The sequence below is a fragment of the Pantoea sp. UBA6567 genome (assembly GCF_002434165.1).
Lineage (GTDB): Bacteria > Pseudomonadota > Gammaproteobacteria > Enterobacterales > Enterobacteriaceae > Pantoea > Pantoea eucrina.
The window spans coordinates 92,053-113,344 of record NZ_DJJN01000010.1 but is presented as its reverse complement, the minus strand read 5'-3'; the positions used below and the strand labels follow the sequence as shown (position 1 = coordinate 113,344).

Here is a 21,292-nt window from a genome sequence, read left to right as displayed (position 1 = left end):
GCTGACGATAAAGTCTGCGATGTGATCAGGCTGATTGATATCCAGCAGCGGCAGATCCAGCGCCAGTGCTTCATCGCTGGCTACGGCAATAACATATTCATCCAGCAACTCTTCTGCCTCACCTTTTACACCACGCCGCCACAGTGCAATTTTTGTCACTTTCTCATCCCTGAATCCTTCAACCAGTATCAGATCCAGCGCTGCGCTGTTCATCTGTGCTGCCAGATGTTGCAGAGAGGCGGGTTCATCAGGCGTTTCACACATCAGCGCCCAGCGCCGCTCGCTGGCAACCATCACCTGATCGGCGCCCGCTTTACGTAAAACGTAGCTGTCCTTGCCTGGCGTATCGATCTCCAGCTGATGATGAGAATGTTTAATCAAACCGGTCCGCACACCGCGCTGTTTTAATAGCGGTATCAGCGATTTAAGCAGTGTGGTCTTGCCGGTACCGCTCCACGCGGCAATGGCGAGTAGAGGTACGTCCATTATTCTTCCTGCTCCTGTGCCAGATCGTCTGCTGTATTAATATTGCGAAACACCCTCTCATCCTCCTCAAACAACACTGCATGACCGCCGCTGGCACGCAAAAACTGCATCAGACGCCGTTCGCCGCGGGCGAGATAGGTGGCAAGTTCATCAGCCAGCGCCCGGTTAAGCAGAGCCAGCACCGGATGATCGCGCATGGCTGACCTGACCCAGACCGCCGGCGCTTCTGCGCGCTGTTGCCACAGCTGCAGAACGAAATCCTGAGGTATATAGGGTGTATCACAGGCGCAGAAAACGACCCACTCACTCTGGCTATGGCGTAACCCGCTCAGCATACCTGCCAGCGGTCCGGGCCAGTCAGGTAATGTGTCGGTTATCACCTTACAGCCGCTTAACTGATATTGATCAAGGTGCCGGTTAGCGCTGATCAGCACACTATCTACCTGTGGCTGCAGTCGCTGCAGAACATGCTGATAAAGAGGCTGATTGTGCAGCTGCACCAGCCCCTTATCACGGCCTCCCATACGACTACCCTGGCCGCCTGCCAGAATAACGCCGGTAAATACGGGCATGGTTGTCTCCTTTAATGAACCCGTGCAGTGTAAAGCAGTGTGATGAGGGATCCGCTATGAAAAACCATCGTCTTAACGAACTGATTGCGCTTCTGCAGCCTGCCTGGCAGCAGGAGCCAGAATGTCACCTGCTGGCCTTTTTACACAAGCTGGCGCAGGAGGCGGGCTTTCATGGCCCGTTAAGTGAATTACGCGACGACATATTGATTTACCATCTCAAAATGCGTGATGCCGACAGCACGACAGAAATACCCGGTATCAGAAAAGATTACGAAGCAGACTTTAAAACGGCACTGTTACGCGCACGCGGTGTGATCAAGGCTGACGAGTAGTGCTATCCTTGCGCATCTACTGCAAAGGTAACATACAGGGCCGAAAATGAACGACGCTGCCTTTAATTTTCATACGCTGGATCCGGATGCCATCCTCGATGCTTTATGGGATACCGGGCTGCGGGTGGAGTCAGGCTTAACGGCACTGAACAGCTACGAAAACCGCGTTTACCAGTTCAGCGATGATGAAAACCGGCGCTACGTCGCTAAGTTCTATCGTCCGCAGCGCTGGAGCCGGGAACAGATCCTTGAAGAGCATGCGCTGTCGCTGGATCTGCTGAATGACGACGTGCCGGTAGCGGCACCGCTTACGCTACAGGGCAGCACGCTTAACCAGCATGCCGGATTTATGTTTGCCGTGTTTCCCAGCGTTGGCGGTCGTCAGTATGAAACGGATAACGAAGAACAGATGGAGTGGACAGGACGTTTCCTCGGCCGCATGCATCAGACCGGCTGCCGTAAACCTTTTGTCCGGCGTCCGACGCTGGGTCTTGAGGAGTATATCCTGCAGCCACAGCAGACGCTGGCGCACAGCGAGCTGGTGCCAGCAAGGCTTAAAGAGAGCTTACTGAAGGCGCTGGATAGCCTTTTTATCACGCTGCAGCAGAGCTGGCATACAAAGTGGCAGCCGCTGCGCCTGCACGGTGACTGTCATCCGGGCAATATTTTGTGGCGCGACGGCCCGATGTTTGTTGATCTGGATGACGCGCGCACCGGTCCGGCCGTGCAGGATCTCTGGATGCTGATAAACGGCGACCGGCAGGAGCAGCGCATTCAGTGGGATATCCTGATAGAGGCGTATAACGAGTTCGGTGATTTCGATTTACATGAATTGACACTGATTGAGTCTTTACGCGCCATGCGCATGGTTTATTATCTGGCCTGGGTCGTACGCCGCTGGCAGGATCCCGCTTTTCCGCGTGCGTTTCCCTGGATGACTGACGAGGATTTCTGGCGCCGGCAGATTGCCCTCCTGATTGAGCAGGAGCGACTGTTGCACGAACCCCCATTACGGCTTGGTCCGCAATTTTAATAACGTACTCAGGAGATAGGTTAACAATGAAAAAAATCTGGCTTGCGCTGGCGGGAATGCTGCTGGCATTTAGCGTATCAGCGGCGCAGTTCACCGACGGTAAACAGTATGTCACGCTGCAGAAACCGGTGGCAGGTGAACCGCAGGTCATGGAGTTCTTCTCCTTTTTCTGCCCGCACTGCTATCAGTTTGAACGTGTTTATCACGTCAGCGATGCGGTGAAGAAGAACCTGCCAGCTGAGACCAAAGTGACAAAATATCACGTCGATTTTCTCGGCGGCGATTTAGGCCCGGTGGTCACGCATGCCTGGGCAGTGGCCATGGCGCTGGGCGTGGAAAGCAAAGTTACCGCACCGATTTTTGATGGCATTCAGAAAACGCAAACCATCACCGATCCGGCCAGCCTGAAAGAAACCTTTATTAAAGCAGCAGGGATCTCAGCTGGCGATTATGACGCTGCCTGGAACAGCTTTGCGGTGAAAGCGCTGGTTGCGCAGCAGCAGAAAGCGGCTTCTGATGTTAATCTGCAGGGCGTTCCGGCTATTTTCGTCAACGGCAAATATATGGTTAATAACGGCGGTCTCGACACCAGCTCTATGGAGAATTTTGTCGCCGATTATGCCAACGTGGTTAAGTTCCTGGCTGAAAAGCAGTAACGCGCCACCCTTAAACGCTGGCAACGCCAGCGTTTTTTATTTCTTCACCCTCATTTATTCTTTTTCCTGCCTGCACTCTGTAGTGATATCCACATGGACGATCGCGTTTTCAAAATCGCGTTCTGCGTCACGGCAACTTATTAACCTGTTGTAAATAAATAGTTATTATCTGCTTATTATTTTTCTCATGCTAAAAAAATAGCGCCTTATGAAATTTGCGCACAAAGTTATCCACAGAAAGATCGTTGCGATCCACGTTTGATAACCGTGAAAAAAAGCCCCTCTCTCCCGTGTTCATTCAACATTTTTCTCAGGTTGTGGCATCCTTATAAGCCTGAATCTCGCAACGAAGAAACCTTAACACTATGGCGAAAATCGCAGAAAATCCCCTGATTCTGGTAGACGGATCCTCTTATCTCTACCGTGCATATCATGCCTTTCCGCCACTGACCAACAGCGCGGGCGAACCTACCGGCGCGATGTATGGTGTGCTCAACATGCTGAAAAGTCTGTTGATGCAGTATCAGCCCAGCCATGTGGCTGTGGTCTTCGATGCGAAAGGAAAAACCTTCCGCGACGAACTGTTTGAACACTACAAATCTCATCGTCCGCCGATGCCTGACGATCTGCGTGCGCAGATAGCACCGCTGCATGAGATGGTAAAAGCGATGGGGCTGCCGCTGCTGGCTGTATCGGGCGTGGAGGCAGACGATGTTATCGGTACGCTGGCACTGGAAGCGGGCAAACAGGGGCGCAGCGTACTGATCAGTACCGGTGATAAAGATATGGCGCAGCTGGTCACGCCAGAGATCACACTGATCAATACCATGAGCAATACCGTACTGGGACCGGAAGAGGTTGAAGAGAAATATGGTGTGCCGCCGGCACTGATCATCGATTTTCTGGCGATGATGGGCGACAGCTCCGATAACATTCCCGGCGTACCCGGCGTGGGAGAGAAGACCGCACAGGCGCTGCTGCAGGGGCTGGGTGGTATGCACGCCATTTATGACAATCTCGATAAAGTGTCCGGTCTGTCATTCCGCGGCGCGAAAACCATGGCGGCTAAACTCGAACAGAACCGCGATGTGGCCTTTCTCTCTTACCAGCTGGCGACCATTAAAACCGATGTGCCACTGGAGGTCAGTTACGATCAACTGACGGTAAACCAGCCTGACGTTGAGACGCTGCAGACGCTGTTTGCCCGCTTTGAATTCCGGCGCTGGCAGGCCGATCTGCAGGAAGGTAAGTGGCTGCAGGGTAAAAAGAGTAATGTGCAGGCGCAGAGCGCTCTGGCTGATGAGCCTGAGGCTGCGGAAGCTACCAGCGTGCTCTCCGCGGACGGGTATGTCACTATCCTTGATGAGGCAACCTTTAGCGCCTGGCTCGATAAGCTGAGGCAGGCTGAGGTGTTTGCATTCGATCTCGAAACGGATTCACTCGATACGCTTAGCGCCACCATTGTCGGTATCGCGTTTGCTGTCGCCCCAGGGGAGGCTGCCTACCTGCCGGTTGCGCATGACTATCTGGACGCACCCGATCAGCTCGATCGCACTGACGTGCTGACGAAATTAAAGCCGTTGCTGGAGGATGAACGCGCGGCGAAAGTGGGGCAGAACCTGAAATACGATCGCGGCGTGCTGAAAAATTACGGTATTGAGCTGCGCGGCATCCGGTTTGACACCATGCTGGAGTCCTACTGCCTGAACAGCGTTGGCGGCAAGCATGATATGGATAGCCTCTCTGCGCGCTGGCTGAATCACAAGACGGTCACGTTCACAGAGATCGCCGGCAAAGGTAAAAATCAGCTCACGTTTAACCAAATCGCGCTGGAACAGGCGGCACACTATGCGGCGGAAGATGCCGATGTGACGCTGCAGCTGCATCAGCAGATGTGGCCAAAACTGGAGCAGGAGGCGGGCCCGAAACAGGTCTTCACCGATATCGAAATGCCTCTGGTTACGGTGATTTCGCGCATTGAGCGTAACGGCGTGCTTATCGATCAGAATATCCTCGCCAGACATTCGCAGGAGCTGACGACCCGCCTCTCTGAGCTGGAACTGAAGGCGCATGAACTGGCGGGAGAGCCGTTTAACCTCTCTTCCACCAAACAGCTGCAGACCATCCTGTTTGAAAAGCAGGGCATCAAGCCCACGAAAAAGACGCCGGGCGGCGCGCCCTCAACCAGTGAAGAGGTGCTGGCCGAGCTGGCGCTTGATTATCCGCTGCCAAAAGTCATCCTGGAACATCGCGGGCTGTCGAAGCTGAAATCTACCTACACCGATAAACTGCCGCAGATGATCAATCCGGTCTCAGGACGCGTTCACACCTCTTATCATCAGGCGGTCACGGCGACCGGCCGGCTCTCCTCAACCGATCCGAACCTGCAGAACATTCCGGTTCGCAACGAAGAAGGGCGCCGGATCCGTCAGGCCTTTGTCGCCGGTGCAGATAAACGCATTGTTGCTGCGGACTATTCTCAGATTGAGCTGCGCATCATGGCGCATCTGTCGCAGGATAAAGGTCTGCTGGAGGCCTTTGCGCAGGGAGAAGATATTCACCGCGCCACGGCAGCGGAAGTGTTTGGTGCCCCGCTGGAAAAGGTCTCAGCTGAGCAGCGCCGCAGCGCCAAAGCGATTAACTTCGGCCTGATTTACGGCATGAGTGCGTTTGGCCTCTCGCGTCAGCTGAACATCGGTGCCGGTGAAGCGAAGAAATATATGGATCTCTACTTCGAACGCTATCCGGGCGTACTGCGCTATATGGAAAAGACCCGCGATCAGGCGGCGTCTAAAGGTTACGTAGAGACGCTGGACGGGCGTCGTCTGTGGCTGCCGGATATCAAATCCAGCAACGCTATCCGCCGCAAAGCCGCTGAGCGGGCGGCCATTAATGCGCCGATGCAGGGCACTGCAGCGGATATCATCAAGCGGGCGATGATTGCCGTGGATGGCTGGCTGCAGCAGCAGAACAGTGATGATGTGAAGATGATCATGCAGGTACACGATGAACTGGTATTTGAGATCCATAAAGACGCGGTAGAGAGCGCCAGCGAGAAAATCCGTCAGCTGATGGAGAGCAGTATGTCGCTGGATGTGCCGCTGCTGGTGGAAGTGGGTGTCGGTGATAACTGGGATCAGGCGCACTGATCTAACTCGCTGCCTGTTAAACATTTTTTTGGAAATTAAACTACAGCCGCTGTGCGAAAGTGTGACGGAGCTGGTAAAAATTATGTCAAAAGCTGAAATTGGATCACAAAAAATCCTTTGTCGGTCAGAAAAAATCAGGTAAAGTTCGTCGCGTAGGGTACAGAGGTAAGATGTTCTATCTTTCAGACCTTTTACTTCACGTAATCGGATTTGGCTGAATATTTAGCCGCCCCAGTCAGTTATGACTGGGGCGTTTTTTATTGGGCTTTTTTCACCCGGCAACGCTGCCGTTACTCAGCCGGCTGGTTATCTGCGTCACCTTCACGGGCCGGCTCAAGTTCGCTGAACCAGGTATCCAGTTTCTGACGCACCTTGTCCACGCCCAGCTTTTTCAGCGAAGAGAACATCTCAACCTGCACGTCGCCCATAAAGCCCAGCGCGGCTTCGCGCACCATGTTGAGCTGCGCTTTACGTGCGCCAGAGGCGAGCTTGTCCGCTTTGGTCAGCAGCACCAGTACCGGAATATTGCTGCTTACGGCCCACTCAATCATCTGCTGATCGAGATCTTTAAGCGGATGGCGAATATCCATCAGCACCACCAGCCCTTTCAGCGCCTGCCGCTTCTGCAGATACTCTGCCAGCGCACGCTGCCATTTACGTTTCATCTCCTCAGGCACTTCGGCATAGCCGTAGCCGGGCAGATCCACCAGACGTTTGCCTTCAACCACTTCAAACAGGTTGATAAGCTGAGTGCGCCCCGGCGTTTTACTGGTGCGCGCCAGACTTTTCTGGTTGGTCAGGGTATTAAGCGCACTGGATTTGCCTGCATTTGAGCGCCCGGCAAAGGCTACTTCAATACCCGTGTCGGCCGGCAGATGACGGATATCTGGCGCACTGAGCATGAAGTGAGTGATGTGATAATTCAAAGCAGACAAAATAGACTCCAGCTGATAGATACGGACTAATGGCGCTGATTATACCTGTTATGGCGCAAAAGTACCCGACAGCCGTAGCCCTGACAAATCGTGTAAGAGATCGCCGATTTTTGCTGCCAGTTTTAGCTTAAAAATAAAAAGTTCAATATTTTTTTATTATTATAATACAATGAATTGCGCATTATTTTGCTCTTTTCCCTTTAAAAAAGAGCGAGATCTTACTTGTTGATTTGGCACTTTCGTCTACATTTGTTGTCAGTGCAAGGCAGCACCCATCAGGATGATGCGCTCAGGAGTGTCCGGAAGACCAGGAGCATGGCAGGAGTACGATTCAGGCAGGAATCGGGAATGGACAGGGATTACTCGCAGGAGCGATATGGCGACGGAGCGACCGGGACGTTGAGAGCCGTAAAGGATTTATTCAGAGTTTCCTTCGTACGAAGGTGCGAAATAAGGCGATAGCAAAAGCTATCGCCTTTTTTCTTTGTCTGCTTTCTGCTAGATTTCGCCGCAATTCTATACTGAACTCACCAGGCATCACTGAGACCGGACATCATGAAGCAACCTGCACCCGCCCAGCGTGGCAAACCCGCTGCTAAAGCCAAACGTAAATCGCGTGAAGAACTGAATCAGGAAGCGCGCGATCGTAAACGCGATAAAAAGCATAGCGGCCATAAATCGGGCAGCCGCACCAGCCCGACGGCGCAGAGCAGCGGCAGCGCACAGACTAAAAAAAGCAGCGATGCCCGCATTGGCAGCAAAAAACCGGTGGCGCTGGTGGCTGACGGCAAAACGCAGCCCGTGACAAAAGCGGCACCTCAGCCCAAAGCGAAAGCGCAGAAAGTACGCCTGACGCCTGAAGAGGAGCTGGCGAAGCTGGAGAACGATGAACGTCTCGACACGCTGCTCGATCGCCTGGAAAAAGGCGAGACGCTGAGCGGTGAAGACCAGGCGTGGCTGGATGAGACGCTGGACCGCATCGATGAGCTGATGGAAACGCTGGGGATCGCGCTGGATGATGACGCCGAAGATGAACAGGCTGAAGAAGATATGATGCGCCTGCTGAAAGGGCAGTAATCCCGTTACCGGACGGCATGCGCCGTATCGCATGCCGCGCTGAACAGGTATTCGACAATGTTTTGGCCTGGATCAATTTTAGCGCTGCTGCTCACATGTTATATCCTCTGGTTATTGTTTAAACTACGCCGCCTGTCGCGCCTGAAGTCGCGTTTACGGCGGCGTTCTCTTCACCGCTTCACTGACCCTTCTGCGCGACCTTTCCGGACCACACGCCACCGAAAGAGGTAAGCATGACCGCGCAGCAGATAGAATGGGATCAGCAGCTGGTGGAGAAATACAGCGGCTCAGGCCCGCGTTATACCTCCTATCCTACCGCGCCGGAATTCAGCGAAACTTTTCGCGCCGCAGATTTTGAGCAGGCTGCTACCCGTTATCCTCACCGGCCGCTCTCTCTTTACGTGCATATCCCGTTCTGCCACAAACTGTGTTACTTCTGCGGCTGCAATAAAATAGTGACGCGCCAGCGGCAAAAAGCTGATCGCTATCTGAATGCGCTGGCGCAGGAGATTGCCTGTCGTGCTCCGCTGTTTGCCGGTCGCCGGGTGACACAGCTGCACTGGGGCGGTGGCACGCCGACCTTTCTTGACGGAGCGCAGATAAGCCGGCTGATGGCGCTGCTGCGGCATCACTTCGCGATAACGGATGATGCTGAAATGTCGATCGAAATCGATCCGCGTGAGATCGCGCCGGCCACGATCGATCATCTGCGGACGGAAGGATTCAACCGTCTGAGCATCGGGATCCAGGATTTTGATCGGGCGGTGCAGGCGCGCATTAACCGGATACAGGATGAAGCGGCCATTGGTGCGCTGGTAAAGCGCGCGCGCGAACAGGGTTTTCGTTCGGTCAGTTTCGATCTGATCTACGGTCTGCCGCTGCAGAGTGCGGAACGGTTTGCGCTGACGCTGCAGCGGGTGATCGCGCTCGCTCCCGACCGTCTGAGCCTGTTCAGCTATGCGCATATGCCGGCGCTGTTTGCGGCACAGCGCAAAATCAAAGCAGCAGACCTGCCTGACGGCGCGCAAAAGCTGCTGATCCTGCAGCAGAGCATTGCCACACTGACCGCCGCAGGTTACCGGTTTATCGGGATGGACCACTTCGCCCGGCCGGATGATGACCTGGCGATCGCACAGCGCAGCGGTCTGCTGCACCGCAATTTTCAGGGCTACACCACGCACGGTGAGAGCGATCTGCTGGGGCTGGGCGTATCTGCCATCAGCATGCTGGGCGACAGCTATGCGCAGAACCGGAAAGCGCTGAATGAGTGGTATGCAGGGGTGGAACAGCAGGGTAGCGCGCTGTGGCGCGGATTAACGCTGACGGAGGACGATCGTCTGCGGCGTGAGGTGATTAAACAGCTTATCTGCAACTTCACGCTCGATTTTGCCGCCGTGGAGGCGCAGTGGCCGATCGTGTTTGAGGACTATTTTGCCGACGATCTGGCACAGCTGGCTCCGCTGGTGGCGGAGGGGCTGGTTTGCTATGAGAGGCGGCGTATAACGGCGACCGGACGCGGTCGTCTGCTGATCCGCTCTGTCTGCATGTGTTTCGATCGCTACCTGCGGCAGAAAAGCCGCCAGCAGCACTATTCCCGGATCATCTGAATAACAAAGGGAGCATACGCTCCCTTGCTATTAACTGAACAGGCTCGCCGTAATGGCGCATACCACAGCAGCCAGCGCAGTCTGCGGCGAATGGGCCACCGCGCTGCCAATGGCTGCCAGATTATGCGCTATTGTCAGCATGACAGATTGCAGCATGATACTTCTCTCCCGATTACCGCGAATATCATACTCACCGGTAACGGTCTGTACAGCCTGTGCGTGCAAAAAATCAGCAGAAGCGCCGCTGATGTCGCAGCGTTACTCCATGCCCAGCTCTTTAAGTTTGCGCGTCAGCGTATTGCGCCCCCAGCCAAGCAGGCGTGCCGCTTCCTGTTTATGCCCCTGGGTGTGACGCAGCGCCGTGGTCAGCAGCGTACGCTCCATCTCCGGCTGCGCTTCAGATAACAGGTTCTGATGACCGGAACGCAGCGCGCGATCGGCCCACTGCGCCAGCAGCGTGGCCCAGCTGTCCGGCAGCGACTGCACCGGACTGTCAGGCGTGGCGGATTCAAACAGCTCCGGCGGCAGATCCTGAATCAGCACTTCCTGACCGGCGGCCATGACCGTCAGCCAGCGGCAGGTGTTCTCCAGCTGGCGCACGTTGCCCGACCAGTGCAGGCGGGTCAGCGCCGTTTCCGTTTCCGGATGCAGGATTTTAGCCTCAACGCCCAGCTCGCGTGCGGCAACCTGCAGGAAGTAGCGTGCCAGACGCGGAATATCTTCGCGGCGCTCACGCAGCGGCGGAAGATGTACCCGAATGACATTGAGGCGGTGGAACAGATCCTCACGGAATTTGCCTTCCTGCACGCGCAGCTCAAGGTTCTGATGCGTGGCGGCAATAATGCGCACGTCCACTTTTACCGGCGCGTAGCCGCCCACGCGATAGAACTGACCGTCTGCCAGCACGCGCAGCAGACGCGTCTGCACATCCAGCGGCATATCGCCAATCTCATCAAGAAATAGTGTGCCGCCATCAGCCTGTTCAAAGCGCCCCTGACGGATCTGATTGGCGCCGGTAAACGCGCCTTTTTCATGCCCGAACAGTTCAGATTCAATCAGGTCTTTCGGGATCGCCGCCATATTCAGCGCGATAAAAGGCGCCTTGGCGCGCGGGCTGTGGCGGTGCAGCGCATGCGCGACCAGCTCTTTACCGGTTCCCGACTCACCGTTAATCAGCACGCTGATGGAGGAGCGTGACAGACGGCCAATAATACGGAACACATCCTGCATCGCCGGCGCTTCGCCGATGATGTCGGTTGTCGGGCCGCTGACGGGCTGATTGCGCGGCTGCTGCTGCTCCTGATAGTGGCTGATGGCGCGCTCGACCAGCGCTACCGCCTCATCGATATCAAACGGCTTGGGCAGATAATCAAATGCGCCCTGCTGATAGGCACTGACGGCGGCATCAAGATCGGAGTGCGCCGTCATAATGATGACCGGCAGCATCGGATGACGCTGCTTGATCTGCTTCAGTAGCGCCAGGCCATCCATGCCCGGCATGCGAATATCTGACAATAGTACGTCCGGGGTTTTGCTGGCGAGTGCATCCAGCACCTCACTGGCGCTGTCAAACGTCGCGCAGCTTAAACCGGCTCCAGTGAGCGCGCGTTCAAGCACCCAGCGGATGGAGCTATCGTCATCGACGATCCAGACTATCCCTCGTTGCATAGAAACCTCACTGGCGAATGGGCAGGTAGACCGAAAACTCGGTGTGACCTGGCCAACTGTTAAATTCAATTTTTCCGGAGTGCTGATCGATCAGGCTGCGGGCGATAGAGAGTCCGAGACCGGTACCCCCTTCGCGTCCGCTGACCATGGGATAGAACAGCGTATCCTGCAGCTGTGCCGGTATGCCCGGCCCGTTATCTTCCACATCAATACGTGCCACCAGCCGGTAGCGCGTGCCGTGCAGCGTCAGCTGAAAAGCGGTACGCGTACGCAGCACGATGGTACCGCCCTCTGCGCCGAGCGCCTGCAGCGCATTGCGTACGACGTTAAGCAGCACCTGTTCAATCTGGTCAGGATCGTGCGGCAGCTCCGGCAGGCTGGGATCGTAGTCGCGTACCAGCGTTATGTTGTCCGGCAGCTCCATCGAGACCAGCTTGACCACGCGCTCCGCCACCTGATGAATGCTCTGCGTAACGTGCAGCCCCGGCTGCTGCGGGCCCAGCAGACGATCGACCAGGTTGCGCAGCCGGTCTGCCTGCTCGATGATAACGTTGGTGTATTCGTTCAGCGACGGGTCAGGTAGCGCGCGCGACAGCAGCTGTGCCGCGCCGCGCAGGCCGCCAAGCGGGTTTTTAATCTCATGCGCCAGGCCGCGCACTAAATCGCGTGCGGCAACCTGCTGAGCATGCTGGATCTGCTCCTGGCTGAGCCGGCGCTGATTGTCCATCGGCGCCATCTCCAGCAGGATCAGGCCGTCCGGCAGACGCTGCGCGGTCAGCGACATGATGTGCGCGCGTCCGTCAACCACCAGCGTGACTTCGCTGTCGGTAAAGCCCTGGCCTGCGGCCAGGCTCTCGCGCATCACGTCAAGATTGAGCGAAAAGTAGCCGGTCAGCTCCGGCAGCGGCGTACCGAACAGCTTACGCGAACTCTGCGCCAGCAGCTGCTGCGCAGCCGGATTGGCATAGTGGATCACCAGCCCGTCATCGACCAGCAGAATACTGTTTATCAGGGAGTTGAGAATCTGCCCTGCGTCGGGCAGTGAGCCAGCAACCATACCACGATCCTCTGCACCAAATGGGTGCACTATAGCGTTTTGGGATGGAAAACTCCCCGATAACGGCAATTTTGCGGTGAAAAAAACCCATCCGGAGATGGGCTAAAGTTTCCACGGCAACAAAAAAACGTTGTCCTCTTTTGCCCGGCCTGGCGGACAAAAGAGGTGAATGGCCATTTAAACGCTGTAGTAGAGTTCAAATTCAACCGGGTGTGGCGTCATGCGAACGCGATCAACATCTGGCTTGCGCAGTTCGATATAAGCATCGATAGCGTCATCAGTGAATACGCCGCCGCGGGTCAGGAACTCGCGATCTTCATTCAGCGCGTTCAGTGCTTCTTCCAGAGAACCGGCTACTTTCGGGATCTCCGCTTCTTCTTCCGGCGGCAGATCGTAGAGGTTTTTGTCCATCGCATCGCCAGGATGGATTTTATTGATGATACCGTCGAGGCCAGCCATCAGCAGCGCAGTAAACGCCAGGTATGGGTTAGCCGCTGGATCCGGGAAGCGCGCTTCAATACGGCGGGCTTTCGGGCTGGCAACCACCGGAATACGGATGGAGGCTGAGCGGTTACGCGCGGAGTAAGCGAGCATAACCGGCGCTTCATAACCCGGCACCAGACGCTTGTAGGAGTTGGTGGTTGGGTTAGCCAGGGCGTTAATCGCTTTAGCGTGCTTGATCACACCGCCGATGTAGAACAGCGCGGTTTCAGAGAGGCCGCCGTACTTATCGCCAGAGAACAGGTTTACGCCACCTTTAGAGAGTGACATATGGCAGTGCATACCGGATCCGTTGTCACCAAACATCGGTTTTGGCATAAAGGTTGCGGTCTTGCCGTAGGCGTGCGCAACGTTGTGCACGACATACTTATAAATCTGAATTTCATCCGCTTTTTTGGTCATGGTGTTGAAGCGGGTTGCCACTTCGTTCTGACCAGCGGTTGCCACTTCGTGGTGATGTGCTTCTACAACCAGACCCATCTGCTCCATAGTCAGACACATGGCAGAACGGATATCCTGAGAGGAGTCAACCGGTGGTACCGGGAAGTAGCCGCCTTTCAGACCCGGACGGTGGCCTTTGTTGCCGCCTTCGTACGCTTTGCCAGTGTTCCAGCACGCTTCAATATCATCGATAGCGACGTGTGAACCTGAAGTCGATGAACCAAAACGGATATCGTCAAACAGGAAAAACTCTGGCTCAGGTCCGAACAGCACGGTGTCAGCAATACCGGAAGCGCGCAGGTACTCTTCAGCGCGCTTGGCGATGGAGCGCGGATCGCGATCGTAACCCTGCAGCGTGCCTGGCTCGAGGATGTCACACCGGATGATGAGGGTCGGGTCTTCGAAGAACGGGTCCATCACCGCAGTGGTGGCATCCGGCATCAGCACCATGTCTGATTCGTTAATGCCTTTCCAGCCACCGATGGATGAACCATCGAACATTTTGCCTTCTTCAAAGAAGTCTGCGTTAACCTGATGAGCAGGAATGGTGACGTGCTGTTCTTTACCTTTAGTATCGGTAAAACGCAGATCGACGAACTTAACTTCATGCTCGTTCATCATCGAGAGAACGTGTTCAGCGGACATACTCAACTCTCCTGGAAATGGTCATCTGTTGTCGTGGTGAGAGAACTCAAAATGCCTGGAATGTGTCACGACTACTGACCACCCCTGACTAAGATCCCGGCAAGCTATTCAGCCATCAGGCCACTGTCGTTTGCACTTAAAAAAGATAAAGCGAATTCTGTGCCAACTTTTTTTAAGTGCAATAAATAGCGCTGTGCGGCGCGCTGCGGTGCATCAGCAGCTGCACCAGAACAGACGCATTGCTTTATTATGGTGCAAAAAGATGCGCTGATGGCACTAAAATGGTGCATAAAGCCAGCAGAGTGCAGATATTTGCACCGCTAATGGTGCTAAAAACCAGCAGCGTGAGAATATTGTCGGGAAAACTGTGATCATGTTCAGTATTCCGCTTAATCCGTGTACAATACCGCGTTATTTCTATAATGCCTGAGGCAAAGCTGTGATCGAAAATTTGCGTAACATCGCCATCATCGCGCACGTTGACCATGGAAAAACCACCCTGGTCGACAAACTGCTGCAACAGTCTGGTACTTTTGACGCTCGTACCGAAGCGACTGAACGTGTGATGGATTCCAATGATTTGGAAAAAGAGCGTGGAATTACCATCCTCGCAAAAAACACCGCCATCAAATGGAACGACTACCGTATCAACATCGTTGATACCCCGGGACACGCCGACTTCGGTGGTGAAGTAGAGCGCGTCATGTCCATGGTGGATTCGGTGCTGCTGGTTGTTGATGCGATGGATGGCCCTATGCCGCAAACCCGCTTCGTAACTAAGAAAGCCTTTGCTCACGGTCTGAAACCTATTGTTGTTATCAACAAAATTGACCGTCCAGGCGCGCGTCCTGACTGGGTTGTAGACCAGGTATTCGACCTGTTCGTTAACCTCGACGCGACTGACGAGCAGCTGGACTTCCCTATCATTTATGCGTCAGCGCTGAATGGTATTGCAGGTCTGGAACACACTGATATGGCTGAGGACATGACTCCGCTGTATCAGGCAATCGTCGATCACGTTTCTCCGCCGCAGGTTGAAGCTGATGCGCCGCTGCAGATGCAGATCTCTCAGCTGGACTACAACAACTACCTGGGCGTTATCGGTATTGGCCGCATCAAGCGCGGTAAAATCAAGCCGAACCAGCAGGTTACTGTGATTGATAGCGAAGGCAAAACCCGCAACGCGAAAGTGGGTAAAGTGCTGACGCATCTGGGTCTGGAGCGTATTGACAGCGATCTGGCAGAAGCGGGCGACATCATTGCCGTTACCGGTCTGGGTGAACTGAACATCTCCGATACCATCTGCGACACGCAGAATGTAGAGGCGCTGCCGGCGCTGAGCGTAGATGAGCCTACCGTAACCATGTTCTTTAACGTCAATACCTCACCGTTCTGCGGTAAAGAAGGTAAATACGTTACTTCACGTCAGATCCTGGATCGCCTGAACAAAGAGCTGGTACACAACGTTGCACTGCGCGTTGAAGAGACCGAAGATGCTGATGCATTCCGCGTATCAGGTCGTGGTGAGCTGCACCTTTCCGTTCTGATCGAAAACATGCGTCGTGAAGGCTTTGAGCTGGCGGTATCCCGTCCGAAAGTTATCTTCCGTGAGCATGAAGGCCGCAAGCAGGAGCCGTTTGAGAACGTTACCCTCGATATCGAAGAGACCCACCAGGGCTCAGTGATGCAGGCGATGGGTGAGCGTAAAGGCGACATGAAAAACATGGATCCGGATGGCAAAGGCCGCGTACGTCTCGACTACGTGATCCCAAGCCGTGGTCTGATCGGCTTCCGTAACGAATTCATGACCATGACCTCCGGTACCGGTCTGCTCTACTCGACTTTCAGCCACTACGACGACGTGCGTCCGGGCGAAGTTGGTCAGCGTCAGAACGGCGTTCTGATCTCTAACGGTCAGGGTAAAGCCGTTGCGTTTGCTCTGTTTGGTCTGCAGGATCGCGGTAAGCTGTTCCTGGGTCACGGTGCAGAGGTTTATGAAGGCCAGATCATCGGTATTCACAGCCGCTCTAACGACCTGACGGTAAACTGTCTCACCGGTAAGAAACTGACCAACATGCGTGCGTCAGGTACCGATGAGGCGACGACGCTGGTTCCGCCACAGAAAATGACGCTGGAGCAGGCGATCGAGTTCATCGATGATGACGAACTGGTTGAAGTTACGCCACAGTCAGTCCGTATCCGTAAACGTCACCTGACCGAGAACGATCGCAAACGCGCGTCTCGCGGCGGTAAAGAGTAAACGATACGTTCTGTTATCAGGCCCCGCACTGCGGGGCTTTTTTGTTTCTGTTGCCCGCCTTTTTCCCCGAATGCTCCCTGTTCAGCTACGCTTTTTGCCGCTAGAGTGAATGATCCCGGAAGCACAGAGGAGAGGCGTCATGCTGTACATCTTTGATTTGGGTAACGTGATTGTTGATATCGACTTCAATCGCGTACTGGGCGTCTGGAGTGATTTAGGCCGTGTGCCGCTGGCCACGCTGCAGAGTCGCTTCAGCATGGATGAAGCGTTTGAACAACATGAACGGGGCGAGATCAGCGACCCGGAATTTGCCGAGCGCCTTTGCGAGCAGCTCGATATTGCCCTGAGCTATGAGCAGTTTACCGCTGGCTGGCAGGCCGTGTTTGTCGGCGTTCGCCCGGAGACGCTGGCGATCATGAACCAGCTTCGCGCCCGCGGCGAACGCGTGGTGATCCTTTCCAACACCAACCAGCTGCATTTTGAATTCTGGCCGACGCACTATCCGGAAGTTCAGCAGGCTGCCGATCGCGTCTATATGTCGCAGGAGCTCGGCATGCGTAAACCGGAAGCGCGGATTTTCAGCCATGTGCTGGCGCAGGAGGGTTACACGGCGGACCAGGCCATCTTCTTTGATGACAATCAGGCGAATATCGATGCGGCGCGCGCGCTGGGAATCGAAAGCGTGCTGGTGGAAGATCACAAAACCCTGCCCGCCTGGTTCGCAGCGCGTGGGTAAATGTGATGGCTAACACTCTGCGCCACCGGGCGCATGCGTTCTTTTTGTGGCTGAAACTGCTGTGGCGGCGCATCGACGAAGATAACATGACCACGCAGGCGGGGAATCTTGCCTACGTCTCCCTGCTGGCGCTGGTGCCGCTGGTGGCGGTGATCTTCGCGCTGTTCGCCGCGTTCCCGGTTTTTTCCGACATCAGCGTACAGCTCAAGAATTTTATCTTTACCAACTTTATGCCGGCAGCTGGCGACGTGATCCAGCGCTACCTTGACCAGTTTGTCGCTAACGTAAATAAAATGACGGCGGTAGGCGCGGTAGGGCTGATTGTCACGGCGCTGCTGCTGATGCACTCCGTTGACAGCGCGCTGAACGCCATCTGGCGCAGCAATTCGCCGCGTCCGATGATCTATTCGTTTGCCGTTTACTGGATGATCCTGACGCTCGGCCCGCTGCTGGCTGGCGCCAGCCTGGCGATTAGCTCCTATCTGCTGTCGCTGCGCTGGGTCAATGTCACCGGCGTTACCAGCCTGATCGACCAGGCGCTGCGTATCTTCCCGCTGGTGCTCTCCATTCTGGCGTTCTGGCTGCTTTACAGCGTGGTGCCAACGCGGCGCGTGCCGGGGCGCGATGCGCTCACCGGGGCGGTGGTGGCAGGCCTGCTGTTTGAGCTGGGTAAAAAAGGCTTTGCGCTCTATGTTACGATGTTTCCCTCGTATCAGTTAATTTATGGCGTACTGGCCGTTATCCCGATTCTGTTTCTGTGGGTCTACTGGACGTGGTGTATTGTTTTGCTGGGAGCGGAAGTCACCGTCACCCTGAATGACTATCGCCAGCTAAAGCTGCAGGAACATGAACCATCCCGTGAGGAAACATGATTGCATTAATTCAGCGCGTCAGTGCCGCCAGCGTGGCGGTCGACAACCAGATCATTGGTGAGATTGGCGCCGGACTGCTGGTGCTGCTGGGCGTGGAAAAAGAGGATGATGATCAAAAAGCCCGGCGGCTCTGCGATAAAGTGCTCGGCTACCGTGTTTTCGGTGACGAGAATGACAAAATGAATCTGAATGTGCACCAGGCTGGCGGCAGCGTGCTGGTGGTTTCGCAGTTTACGCTGGCGGCAGATACCCGTAAGGGCATGCGTCCCTCCTTTTCCGGCGGTGCCGTACCGGCAGAAGCGGAGCGGCTCTATAACGTCTTCAGCGACTGCTGCCGGGCCAGCGGTATCACAACCGCCAGCGGTCGCTTTGCGGCCAATATGCAGGTTTCACTGGTTAACGACGGTCCGGTCACTTTCTGGTTGCAGGTGTGAGATCGGCAGCCTGGCGGCAGGCAATCGGCCACGCTGGCTCCGAACGGGAGAATCATTTTATGTATCATCTTCGAGTGCCTCAGACGGCCGAAGAGCTGGACATGTATTACCAGTTCCGCTGGGAAATGCTGCGCAAGCCGCTGCGCCAGCCGCAGGGCTCAGAGCGGGATGCCTGGGACGCGCTGGCGCACCATCAGATGGTGGTGGATGAGCAGGGCAAGCCGGTTGCCGCAGGCCGCCTCTATATCAACGCAGAGAATGAAGCAGCTATTCGCTTTCTGGCCGTGCACCCGTCGGTACAGGGCAAGGGGCTCGGGACGCTGGTGGCGATGACGCTGGAATCCGTGGCGCGACAGGAAGGCGCCAAGCGCGTAACCTGCAGCGCGCGCGAAGACGCCGTGGAGTTTTTTGCCAAGCTGGGTTTTATCAATCAGGGTGAAATCACCGCACCGCAGACCACGCCGGTGCGCCATTTTCTGATGATCAAACCGGTGGTGACGCTGGATGATATTCTGCATCGCGCCGACTGGTGCGGCCAGCTCCAGCAGGCGTGGTATGAGCATATTCCCCTGAGTGAGAAGATGGGCGTGCGCATCCTGCAATATACCGGGCAGAAATTTGTCACCACCATGCCGGAGACCGGCAATCAGAATCCGCACCATACGCTGTTTGCCGGCAGTCTTTTCTCGCTGGCCACGCTGACCGGCTGGGGGCTGATCTGGCTGCTGCTGCGCGAACGTCATCTGGGCGGAACCATCATTCTGGCGGATGCGCATATCCGCTACAGCAAACCGATCAGCGGACGGCCCGGCGCCACTGCCGATCTCGGCTCGCTGAGCGGCGATCTCGACCGCCTCGCGCGCGGGCGCAAGGCGCGCGTGCAGCTGGAGGTTGAGCTGTACGGAAATGAAGAGCCGGGCGCAGTATTTGAGGGCGTCTATATTGTGCTGCCTGCGGACCAGCATGGTCCACTCGAAGCGGGTGGCTCCGGCGCGCTGATAAACTGAGGATGGTGCAGCCGATCGCGCGGCAACAACGCGATCGGCCTGCCGTTCTTAATCTGTCTGCCCGTTACGCATGCTCTGCTGCAGCGAGCCGGCGTCGGTGGTAACGGAAAGGTCTGCCGAAATGCCCGGACGCAGCGGCGTACCGGCGCGCAGTGACCCCTTAAGCTGCAGCTGCAGATTACTGTCACCGCTCTGCGTCAGCGCTGGCCAGCCCCAGTTTTCCAGTACGTTGACCGGCACCGCCTGGCCCTTCAGACTCAGCGTCAGCGGACGTTCGGCGCTCTGGCCTACCGTTGCCGTCGCCTCCAGCAGTCCATTGCCGTTAAAAGCGCTCATTTCTGTTATCTGGATTTGCTGCTCATCTGCCGTCAGCGCTATTGAGGGATGACGCAGATCGGTACGGTTAAAGGTCGCTTCTGCCGCGTTAAGACTCGCTTTGCCCGACCAGATCCCCCACTGATGCGCGCGCGCCAGCAGCAGATTATCCGCAGAGCCGTCCAGCGCCGTCATCTGGAAAGGAAACGCCGGATTGATATCGATAATCAGGTTACGATTGGCGGTGGCGTGCTTCACCAGCACGCTGTCAAGCCAGGCGGGCAGGGCGGCCTGCCAGCGCTCGCGCCAGTTCTGCGGCAGCGTATACTCCAGTCCGGCCACGGCCAGATCGTCCAGCGTCAGTTGCCGGTTGCTGCGCGTCCAGCTGCCGCTGGCGCGCAGAATACCGTTAACCCAGCGGGAGCTGAACTGCGTAAGTCTGACGCCTTCAGGCGAGAACTCTGCATTAACGATAGGATCATCCAGCGCCAGGCTGCCATTGATAAAGTTGCCGGCATTCATCGCCAGATAGCCTTCGTTACTCTGCCAGTCGCCGTTGCGCAGGGTAATGTCCCGCAGCGTAAGATCGAGGTCGGTGACCGCCCAGTCCGGTCCCTGCAGCCGGGCGTCGGTGACATCCAGACGGTTAATTGTGACCGCAGGGGCCGTCAGCAGCGGGCGCAGGAAATCATTCAGCGATTGGCTGGTCTGCAGACGGATATCATTCAGGCGCAGCTGATCAATGCTCCAGTTACCCTGGTCGTCACGCTCTGCCCGACCGGTCACCGATCCCCGGGCGATATCCGCACCTATCGTGGTGAGCTGCAGGCGGCGCTGCGCCACGTTGCCCTGTAGCAGCACGTTATCACCGGCCAGCCCGTTCAGCGTCAGCTGCGCGGCGCTTATCTGAAACTGTGCGTCACTGCCCAGCATATCGGCGGATACAGGTTTCCATGGAACAATACCGCCATTGACGCCGCGGGCAGAGAGCGGCAGCGCCGTGCGCGGGCTTTCCAGGCGCACATTGCGCAGCTGCAGGCGGTTGGCCTGAACGGGCAGCGTGGTGGATGGCGTCTGATTAGCGAGATTGATCTCCCCTTCATGAATTTCAATGCTGTCAAAATGAAGCCAGTCGCTGAACTGCACCATCGCCAGGCCCAGATCGATGCGTTTAGCCACGACAACCGCAGGCTGGCCATCGTGACCAAAACTGAAATTATCCAGCACGATATGCGAAGGGGAAGAGAAGTTGTGCTCAATTTTACTGACGGAGAGATGCCACGCAGTTTTATCACTTACCCAGCGGCTAAACCAGCCGGCGCCCCACTGTGTCTGCACCAGTACATAACCGATCACCAGCAGCAGCAGAATCAGCAGTAATAGAGTAAGGAAAAACTTGCCCAGGAATTTCATTGCATTCATCCATCGCGATCGTTGTCCGGTCAGTGGTTGTTATGCCTGAATTACCGTTACAGCTCAACCGTCTGGCGAAAAATGCGGATAAATAGC

The 21,292-nt window shown here is 55.8% G+C and carries 19 protein-coding genes; 11 read left to right on the top strand and 8 right to left on the bottom strand.

The genetic code is table 11. The features are described 5' to 3' along the window. Together mobB and mobA are read right to left on the bottom strand one after the other, a co-directional pair. Window positions 1–486, bottom strand: a 486-nt coding sequence (gene mobB / locus B4M48_RS16295) for a molybdopterin-guanine dinucleotide biosynthesis protein MobB (RefSeq protein WP_288657217.1), incomplete at its 3' end; no start/stop codon positions are given. Continuing rightward, window positions 486–1,058 (bottom strand): molybdenum cofactor guanylyltransferase MobA, encoded by a 573-nt coding sequence (mobA, locus tag B4M48_RS16290; protein ID WP_283340846.1) that lies wholly within the window; start codon window positions 1,056–1,058, stop codon window positions 486–488. The genes mobA and mobB, both read right to left, overlap by 1 nt. Before the next feature lie 56 nt (window positions 1,059–1,114). On the opposite strand from mobA, the gene B4M48_RS16285 reads away from it, so the two are divergent. The 4 genes from B4M48_RS16285 (at window position 1,115) to polA (ending at window position 6,228) form a co-directional block, all read left to right on the top strand. Beyond that, window positions 1,115–1,390, top strand: coding sequence for a YihD family protein (locus B4M48_RS16285; protein ID WP_039381361.1), 276 nt, complete (start codon window positions 1,115–1,117; stop codon window positions 1,388–1,390). Between the two features lie 46 nt (window positions 1,391–1,436). Then, window positions 1,437–2,423 carry a serine/threonine protein kinase gene (locus tag B4M48_RS16280; RefSeq protein ID WP_039381359.1) on the top strand — a complete coding sequence of 329 codons (987 nt, stop codon included), beginning with the start codon at window positions 1,437–1,439 and terminating at the stop codon, window positions 2,421–2,423. A 26-nt stretch (window positions 2,424–2,449) separates the two neighbouring features. Next, the gene (gene dsbA / locus B4M48_RS16275; protein WP_039381357.1) at window positions 2,450–3,079 is read left to right on the top strand and encodes a thiol:disulfide interchange protein DsbA; all 630 of its coding nucleotides are present in this window, start codon (window positions 2,450–2,452) and stop codon (window positions 3,077–3,079) included. 365 nt (window positions 3,080–3,444) lie between these two features. Then, window positions 3,445–6,228: a DNA polymerase I gene (gene polA, locus B4M48_RS16270; protein WP_288657214.1), complete on the top strand. Its 2,784-nt coding sequence runs from the start codon at window positions 3,445–3,447 to the stop codon at window positions 6,226–6,228. A gap of 290 nt (window positions 6,229–6,518) precedes the next feature. Here polA and yihA read toward each other — a convergent pair whose 3' ends face one another. Further along, a complete protein-coding gene (yihA, locus tag B4M48_RS16265) occupies window positions 6,519–7,163 on the bottom strand; it encodes a ribosome biogenesis GTP-binding protein YihA/YsxC (RefSeq protein WP_039381353.1) in 645 nt (214 codons plus the stop codon). A 555-nt stretch (window positions 7,164–7,718) separates the two neighbouring features. On the opposite strand from yihA, the gene yihI reads away from it, so the two are divergent. Beyond that, entirely contained in the window at window positions 7,719–8,240 is a 522-nt protein-coding gene (gene yihI, locus B4M48_RS16260; protein ID WP_039381350.1) for a Der GTPase-activating protein YihI, read from the top strand. Between the two features lie 233 nt (window positions 8,241–8,473). Next, on the top strand, window positions 8,474–9,847 hold the full coding sequence (gene hemN / locus B4M48_RS16255; protein WP_039381347.1) for an oxygen-independent coproporphyrinogen III oxidase: 1,374 nt from the start codon (window positions 8,474–8,476) through the stop codon (window positions 9,845–9,847). Window positions 9,848–9,877: 30 nt separating this feature from the next. Here the strand turns inward: hemN and B4M48_RS16250 are convergent, their stop codons facing one another. The 4 genes from B4M48_RS16250 to glnA form a co-directional block, all read right to left on the bottom strand. Next, a complete protein-coding gene (locus tag B4M48_RS16250; RefSeq protein WP_139239666.1) occupies window positions 9,878–10,003 on the bottom strand; it encodes a YshB family small membrane protein in 126 nt (41 codons plus the stop codon). 102 nt (window positions 10,004–10,105) lie between these two features. Next, window positions 10,106–11,515, bottom strand: a complete 1,410-nt coding sequence (gene glnG / locus B4M48_RS16245) for a nitrogen regulation protein NR(I) (protein ID WP_039381345.1) — start codon at window positions 11,513–11,515, stop codon at window positions 10,106–10,108. Between the two features lie 7 nt (window positions 11,516–11,522). Continuing rightward, window positions 11,523–12,572, bottom strand: coding sequence for a nitrogen regulation protein NR(II) (gene glnL, locus B4M48_RS16240; protein WP_039381343.1), 1,050 nt, complete (start codon window positions 12,570–12,572; stop codon window positions 11,523–11,525). Window positions 12,573–12,749: 177 nt separating this feature from the next. Then, window positions 12,750–14,159, bottom strand: coding sequence for a glutamate--ammonia ligase (gene glnA / locus B4M48_RS16235; RefSeq protein ID WP_039381340.1), 1,410 nt, complete (start codon window positions 14,157–14,159; stop codon window positions 12,750–12,752). 439 nt (window positions 14,160–14,598) lie between these two features. On the opposite strand from glnA, the gene typA reads away from it, so the two are divergent. From typA to fabY, 5 genes are all read left to right on the top strand, one after another. Continuing rightward, the gene (gene typA / locus B4M48_RS16230) at window positions 14,599–16,419 is read left to right on the top strand and encodes a ribosome-dependent GTPase TypA (RefSeq protein ID WP_039381337.1); all 1,821 of its coding nucleotides are present in this window, start codon (window positions 14,599–14,601) and stop codon (window positions 16,417–16,419) included. Window positions 16,420–16,558: 139 nt separating this feature from the next. Next, window positions 16,559–17,155 carry a glucose-1-phosphatase gene (gene yihX / locus B4M48_RS16225; RefSeq protein WP_039381334.1) on the top strand — a complete coding sequence of 199 codons (597 nt, stop codon included), beginning with the start codon at window positions 16,559–16,561 and terminating at the stop codon, window positions 17,153–17,155. Between the two features lie 5 nt (window positions 17,156–17,160). Then, window positions 17,161–18,027, top strand: coding sequence for a virulence factor BrkB family protein (locus B4M48_RS16220; RefSeq protein WP_039381331.1), 867 nt, complete (start codon window positions 17,161–17,163; stop codon window positions 18,025–18,027). Further along, complete coding sequence (dtd, locus tag B4M48_RS16215) at window positions 18,024–18,461, top strand: D-aminoacyl-tRNA deacylase (protein ID WP_039381329.1); 438 nt, start codon at window positions 18,024–18,026, stop codon at window positions 18,459–18,461. The genes B4M48_RS16220 and dtd overlap by 4 nt, the downstream gene beginning before the upstream one ends. A 59-nt stretch (window positions 18,462–18,520) precedes the next feature. Beyond that, on the top strand, window positions 18,521–19,468 hold the full coding sequence (fabY, locus tag B4M48_RS16210) for a fatty acid biosynthesis protein FabY (RefSeq protein ID WP_039381327.1): 948 nt from the start codon (window positions 18,521–18,523) through the stop codon (window positions 19,466–19,468). Window positions 19,469–19,516: 48 nt separating this feature from the next. Here fabY and B4M48_RS16205 read toward each other — a convergent pair whose 3' ends face one another. After that, complete coding sequence (locus B4M48_RS16205; protein ID WP_039385670.1) at window positions 19,517–21,196, bottom strand: AsmA family protein; 1,680 nt, start codon at window positions 21,194–21,196, stop codon at window positions 19,517–19,519. Between the last annotated feature and the right edge of the window lie 96 nt (window positions 21,197–21,292).